At 35.1% G+C, this 6352-nt stretch carries 7 protein-coding genes; 1 reads left to right on the top strand and 6 read right to left on the bottom strand.

Going from position 1 to position 6352, the window contains the following annotated elements; translation table 11 throughout:
- Window positions 1–149 (bottom strand): transposase (locus tag GO685_RS02780; RefSeq protein WP_343033208.1); only part of this gene is annotated, 149 nt, incomplete at its 3' end.
- Window positions 150–218: 69 nt separating this feature from the next.
- Between GO685_RS02780 and GO685_RS02775 the strand changes: the two genes are divergently transcribed.
- Window positions 219–2528 (top strand): hypothetical protein, encoded by a 2310-nt coding sequence (locus GO685_RS02775; RefSeq protein WP_175937482.1) that lies wholly within the window; start codon window positions 219–221, stop codon window positions 2526–2528.
- Here GO685_RS02775 and GO685_RS02770 read toward each other — a convergent pair.
- The 5 genes from GO685_RS02770 to yidC form a co-directional block, all read right to left on the bottom strand.
- Entirely contained in the window at window positions 2520–3116 is a 597-nt protein-coding gene (locus GO685_RS02770) for a Maf family nucleotide pyrophosphatase (RefSeq protein WP_175937481.1), read from the bottom strand. The genes GO685_RS02775 and GO685_RS02770 overlap by 9 nt on opposite strands.
- Window positions 3094–3357 (bottom strand): translation initiation factor IF-1, encoded by a 264-nt coding sequence (gene infA, locus GO685_RS02765; RefSeq protein ID WP_041045802.1) that lies wholly within the window; start codon window positions 3355–3357, stop codon window positions 3094–3096. The genes GO685_RS02770 and infA overlap by 23 nt, the downstream gene beginning before the upstream one ends.
- Before the next feature lie 144 nt (window positions 3358–3501).
- Window positions 3502–3984 (bottom strand): transcription antitermination factor NusB, encoded by a 483-nt coding sequence (nusB, locus tag GO685_RS02760; protein WP_175937480.1) that lies wholly within the window; start codon window positions 3982–3984, stop codon window positions 3502–3504.
- Window positions 3984–4412, bottom strand: coding sequence for a 6,7-dimethyl-8-ribityllumazine synthase (locus GO685_RS02755; protein WP_175937479.1), 429 nt, complete (start codon window positions 4410–4412; stop codon window positions 3984–3986). Before GO685_RS02755 ends, nusB begins: the two co-directional genes overlap by 1 nt.
- Window positions 4390–6108, bottom strand: coding sequence for a membrane protein insertase YidC (gene yidC, locus GO685_RS02750; protein ID WP_175937478.1), 1719 nt, complete (start codon window positions 6106–6108; stop codon window positions 4390–4392). Before yidC ends, GO685_RS02755 begins: the two co-directional genes overlap by 23 nt.
- Window positions 6109–6352 lie beyond the last annotated feature (244 nt).

Raw genomic sequence — 6352 nt, 5'->3', positions numbered from 1 at the left:
TTTCTGTCATCAACCTTACCTTTTGTCAAGGTAACCCCTTGAATCTCACCCTTTTCATTAATTACCATATGTAGTTTGAACCCATAAAACCCTCTATTTCCAGCTCTTTCTTTATCGGCTAATCCATAGTTAGCATCTTTAATAGAAATTCAACTAATTCCCGTAATAATTATATTAGCTAACAAGCTAAAGGTAGAGGGTTATTAGTGAGGAAGAATATGAGCACTGAAAATACACAACAAGAACGCAGTTATCATGAGTTCATTCAAAATTTTTCGTCTTTGTCCGAAGAGATAAAAGAAGATGGCAGTCTTCCGCTTCTATTTGATGAAAAAGAAAATAAGTCAATTTACAATGCCGTAGTTGACTTCAATATAGTAAAGTTTTCAATAGAACACCCCTATTGGGATGAAGATGAAAACAAAAATAAAGCGTGTGAAGTTATTCTCCAAGAATGCGACAAGATAAAGAAAGCTGCACAAAAGCTTGGAGACAGAGCTAAACGAAAGCTCGAAAGTGAAGTTCGAGAAAAGTTGAAAGATTATATTGAGGGTGGCGTTAAAGAGGATGGTGTTAAAATATACGGTAACCACGCAAGTATTACGCTGGAAGACAACAAAAAAGAATTCAAAATCAGCGAATTTTTAAATAGTGATTTTTGTCAGAAAAATGGAATCTTCGGGTTTTCAACGTTGCATAGCGATGGAAAGAGCGGAATACACGGCTTTGTTGCTGAGGAAGGAGGAAGAAAAATAAGGCATTATGTCGTAATCGATGGTTCATACGAAATGACGCTAAATTGGTATGTGAACGGGGAAAAGTGTACTGTTACAATTAATATTAATGCTAATGGTTCTGTAGAACGTATAGGAGGTCATAGTGTTAGTGAAGAACAGCTACAAGCGAATAAAGATGTAAAAATAGGCAATTTATACTTATATGAAGTATTAGCAAAAGGAAGGTGGAAAGAAGTGAATGAGCCATCATTCGAAGCTGCGATAAAAAGGGATGTTGAAGAACCTATTCAAGAAAACAAAGCTAACAACATAACTCAAGAGACTGGGTCTCAGACTCCTCCTCCACCGCCACCTAGAACTAGTTCACTCAAAAGGAATATTTTCGGTGAACAAGAGGGCTTAGACCACCAAGATGATGGGCAAAATAAATTCAGCTCTAACGCAACTGATATAGCGCAAAAACAATTCATAGAAAATGTTTTAGAAAAAATAGAAAATGGTAGCCAGTATGATCCTATACGTAATTGGTTGAAGGATAAAATTGAAGGTAAAGAAAACAATCAAAATCTGGACGCTCTAGAGGAAAAATTATCCAAAAAATATAGTCAGAGTAATACTGTAGAAAAAGGAGAGAGTGATGATAGCAAACCTCTATCTCCAACTAGCACTAGTAGAAATACTGACGTTGAACAAAGTGGTGACACTCAACCACAGAAAAATTCTCACAGGAGTGGACAGGAACCTGAAGAGGAAGAGAGGAATTTTCAAAAAATAAGTAAAGCATTAGGAGAATGGAAGGAAAACAGAAGAAACGCTAGACAAAGTAACTCCAGCTCTTCACCTCCAATTCGTCCTAGTCATGATGAATCTCAGTTAAATCCTAAGCAGTTAAAGAAGAGCCTCATGAATGCTAGACAAAGTAATGACACTCTACTTACGGAATTTACCAGTAGGTTGGGTAGAGAAACTCAAAAGTTCCCACTAAGACCGGTGGATCAAAAAGAAATTAGTGAACAAACCAGAGAACGTTCATTAGAACCTGGGTTGCTGAAAGACGATTCAACAGATGTAAAAAAAGTGGAAGGTCCAACTGTTAGTGTCTCTGCTTCAACACCAAATAATAGAAGTGATTTAGACATGAAAAGTATGCCACCTAGTACACCTTCTGACGATAGTAGCAGAACTATATCAACCAGCACTGATAATAAGAGTATCAAACAGTTAATAGATAAAGAAATGCTAAGAAATATAGAAGCATTTCAAGCACATCCTAGTAGTTGCGGTAGAGACGACTCAAACCCTTCATCTCCAACTCAAGGCAGTAATGGACAATCCCTAGTAGGTCCTAAACAGTTAAAAAAGAGCCTCATGAATGCTGGACAAAGTAATGACACTCTACTTATGGAATTTACCAGTAAGTTAGATAGAGAAACTCAAAAGTTCCCACTAAGACCGGTGGATCAAAAAGAAATTAGTGAACAAACTAGAGAACGTTTACTAGCAGACGGGTTGCTAAAAGACAATTCAACAGATGTAAAAAAAGTGGCAGAACGGGAGAATGCTGACACTGATCTGACTATAGATAAAAATAGCAATCTACATAGATTATTAGAAAAAGATGTAGCACGACTGGAAGCTGGAGTAATAGAAGAAGAAAGAGAAGATACTTTAGTAGAACACACTAATAGTCGTAATCGCAATAGAATTGCACTAGCAAACAGGAACAGAAAATTACTTTGGACTGAACATATCAAGCAACAGCAAGAAAAAGATAAAGGTATGTCAATATAAATTAAGGTTAAAGTAATTGCTCAGCAAACAATAGGCTTCATGTAATGGTAACCCTATCACAGAAGAGTAGGAGCCACGTAAGAACAATACGAACATTCCAGCAAGGCCTTGTATGTTGCACCCACCTGCCTTATTTTTCCACTCTTCTGATACTAAATAATATTTAATTTCCTGTTCACTGAGACGTTTAAATTTCACTATCGTAACCACGGTTCTAATATGCTGTTTGGATCGATGGGGAGTGAGTAGACACACACTGGTGTATACTCTATGCTTTCTTCCTGATAACAGGCGAATACATTTTTCTGCTTGCTCAACGTTTTCAGTTTTGAGCAATATCCTTCTACCGCAAGCAACAACCGTATCAACACCAAGCACAAAATAATCTGGGTTTGAGCTTTGTATCTTCTTAGCTTTGCTTTTTGCCATACGGATTGAATAATCTTTCGGAAGTTCCTTTTTTAAAGGAGTTTCGTCTATATCTGCTGGCAAAACTAAACCTGGCTTAATACTTATTTGTTTTAGTAGGGCTATACGCCTTTCTGACGACGAAGCAAGAATAAGACTATCTAGAGATCGTTCTGTCACTTGTACCTTTAAGCCTTCTAATTATCCTACCCTTTTTCGCATTCCTATCGTAAATGCTCATCTCTACCAACACTCTATCTCCGATAACAATGCGTATTTTACTTCTTCTGACTTTTCCTGATACATGACAAATGACCTCATGTTCGTTGTCTAGCTTCACTCTAAATTCTGCTGCAGGTAATAAAGCGGTTACTGCCCCTTCCACCTCAAAAATTGTTTTCGATTTCTCGTCTTTTACCATTTGCTATTTATAATTAAACAACCTTTGTCAGTCTACCACAGATCTTAAAGAATATAAAAGACCTTTTGTACTACTCTCACCATTCAACTCTCCTTTCTCATAGCCTATAGTGCTCAGATACCAACATGCTATCAAAAAAGACTGTCAAGTACTTTTATTTAGTTTAACTGCATCTTTTGCCTTGTCCAATAGTCCATTAATGAAACCAACTTCACTTGGTTTATCAAACAAGTCAGATGCAATGTTGGTATATTCATTGATAACAACTGGAGCTGGCGTATCACAATTAGCCAGCTCGCACATTGCAACACGCAAAATTGATAAGCTTAAGAGATTTAACCGCGAAAGAGACCAACTTGGATGTAAATAACGCTCTATTATTTTATCGTACTCTCCACTGCTTTCTATAACCTTACATGATAGCTTCTCTAAGAACTGGTAATCAGATTCCTCACATTCAAATATATCTGCTAACTTGTTTACATAGTCCCTAAACTCACAATTTTCCAGCTCAAAAATGCTTTTGTCGTAACCTATAAAAATATTTGAGTAAGCAACTTGCACAGCAAGAAACCTTGCTGTGCTTCTTCTTATACGCCATCCCTTGTCTGTAAGTTCCTCCTCCATCAGCTTAATTTTTTGTATAAATCTATCATGTGCAAAACGGCTGAAGCTGCGTGGCCACCGATGTTCTTTCTGTTCTTATCAGCTCTTACTAAAGCCTTATCTTTGCTGTCAGCGGTAATGACACCCATACCAAGAGGCACTGCATAACGCATAACAACTTCATTTAAGCCTTCGATTACTCCTTTACACACGTATTGATAATGATCAGTCTCACCACGAATTACGCACCCAAGGGCTAAATAACCATCATAATTAACAGTTCCACTTTTGACCGCAAAAAGAATTGCAGCTGGTATTTCAAATGCACCAGGAACCTCAATTACATCGTAACTTGCGCTACTGCCTTTTAATTTATCGGTTGCACCTTCAAGCAAAAGGTTTGCTATTTCAGTATAGTAAGTTGAATTAACTATTAGTATTTTCGACATTTATCCCTCCTTTTCTTGTTAAAAATAACTTTATTAATGATTGTTGAATTAGAGTCATGACATTACTAAATATCCAATACATTAGCAAAACTGCAGGAAAAGAGGAAAAAATGAAGATAGAAATGTAAGGTAAAAATCTCATAACGTTCACCTGAACATCATCTCTGTTGATCTGATCTTTTTCACTGATCTTCTGCTGAATTATCATGGTAACACCTAAAATTATAGGCAAAATACCTATAGAAATAGGGAAATTGTAACTAAATAATCCAAATAATGTAAAAATGTTTGTTGGATCAGGAGCTGAGAGGTCCTTAATCCATAAATAGAAAGGAGCGTGTCTCATCTCTATAGTAACAAATAATACTTTATACAAAGCAAAAAACACCGGTACTTGTACCACCATAGGAAGAATGCTCGACATTGGGTTTACGTTGTTTTTTTTGTACAATGCGATTATCTCCTTATGCTGTCTTAAACTATCATCTTTATATAACTCTCTTATACGAACCACTTCAGGCTGCAAATTTTTCATTTTGAACATTGAAACATACGACCTATTAGATAAAGGCAGTATCAAAAGTTTAATTACTAAAGTTAGCAACAATATTGCTAAACCAAAATTTTTCAAAACGAAGTTAAAGTATTCAAGAAGTAAAAACACTGGTTTGGTTATGAAATAAAGAACGCCAAAATCTACAGCTTTGTCAAATAAAGGTATACCTAGAGTACTTTTATAAGAATCCAGTAAATTCAATTTTTTTGCTCCAGCAAAAAAATAATTCACATTAGAAACATTTGTGCCAGGAAGTATGCTCTTGTAAGGCTTAACAAAATCTACTTGAAATTTATCAATGTTATTAACGTTCGTATGTTTAATGCTTACATTTATTTTATCAGATTTTTCAGGTATGATAGCTGTAAGCCAATATTTATCAGCAAAACCAAACCAATTCTTTTCACTTGTGCTTGCTTTTATTAGGTGTTTCTTGGCAACATCTTTATATGTCCATTCCTCCAGTTTGTTATCAAATGCACCTATTACTCCTTCATGTGATATCCAATAAGATTCGTTAATATCACCACGCTTACGATTAATTTTACCATAAGGAACCAAAATTACATTGTCCTTCGTATTATTTGCAATAATTTGCTCAACTTTAAACATGTAGTTATTGTCGAGGCTAATTTTCATCTTAAATGAAATGCCATTTTCATTATCCCAAAATAAATTGATTGCCTTTTGATTAGTAAGTTCAGTTTCATCTGCCTGCCAGACCGTTTTGGAATCTGGAACTTTAATTTTACCACTTGGATCCAGCCATCCGAATTCTGCAAAATATACATCTTCTGATTCTGCAGGTGAAAGTAGCATCACTTGCGGAGAAGAAGAATTTGGTTCTAGGTGGTAATTAGTTAAAATTAGGTCATCAAACCTGGCACCTTTTAAATAAATCGACCCTTTAACCATATTATTGGTTAAGCTAATCCTTTGTTCTCGAGTGGAATTAATAATTTCGGAACGGTTTTGGTGTATTATAGGAGCAAGATCGTTAAAAGATTCTATGTGTTCAATATTTTCAATTGATGGATGACCCTGGTCTGTATTAAGAAAATTATCGTAAATAACACGCCAAGATACCATAATTAACACTGAAAGGACAGCTGCCAAAATTAGATTTCTTGCTTCTGACATAAAATTTAAGCTAAATGCATTTCCTTAAAGTGTATATTAAATATTGTACTAAAACAATAAAATTTACTTATTTTTAATAATAACTTTTAACGCTAATCTTTAAAATTTATTGTAATAGCTTCAAATTTTAACAATATGAATGCGATAAAAAATCTAGTCTCTGTGAAAAAAGTTTATCATGAGAAAATAAGGAAAGATGTAGCAAAAACTGGTAGTTTAACTTAGCTACAAATAGAGAAATTAC

It is taken from the genome of Wolbachia endosymbiont of Madathamugadia hiepei (genome assembly GCF_013366855.1).
In the GTDB taxonomy this organism is placed as follows: Bacteria; Pseudomonadota; Alphaproteobacteria; order Rickettsiales; family Anaplasmataceae; genus Wolbachia.
This window is presented reverse-complemented; position numbering and strand designations above follow the sequence as displayed.

Excerpts from the sequence above, each read along its gene's own strand:
- GO685_RS02755 (WP_175937479.1), bottom strand. The coding sequence starts at position 4,412 with ATGTCGAAAATACTAATAGTTAATTCAACTTACTATACTGAAATAGCA.
- GO685_RS02775 (WP_175937482.1), top strand. The coding sequence starts at position 219 with ATGAGCACTGAAAATACACAACAAGAACGCAGTTATCATGAGTTCATT.
- nusB (WP_175937480.1), bottom strand. The coding sequence starts at position 3,984 with ATGGAGGAGGAACTTACAGACAAGGGATGGCGTATAAGAAGAAGCACA.
- infA (WP_041045802.1), bottom strand. The coding sequence starts at position 3,357 with ATGGTAAAAGACGAGAAATCGAAAACAATTTTTGAGGTGGAAGGGGCA.
- yidC (WP_175937478.1), bottom strand. The coding sequence starts at position 6,108 with ATGTCAGAAGCAAGAAATCTAATTTTGGCAGCTGTCCTTTCAGTGTTA.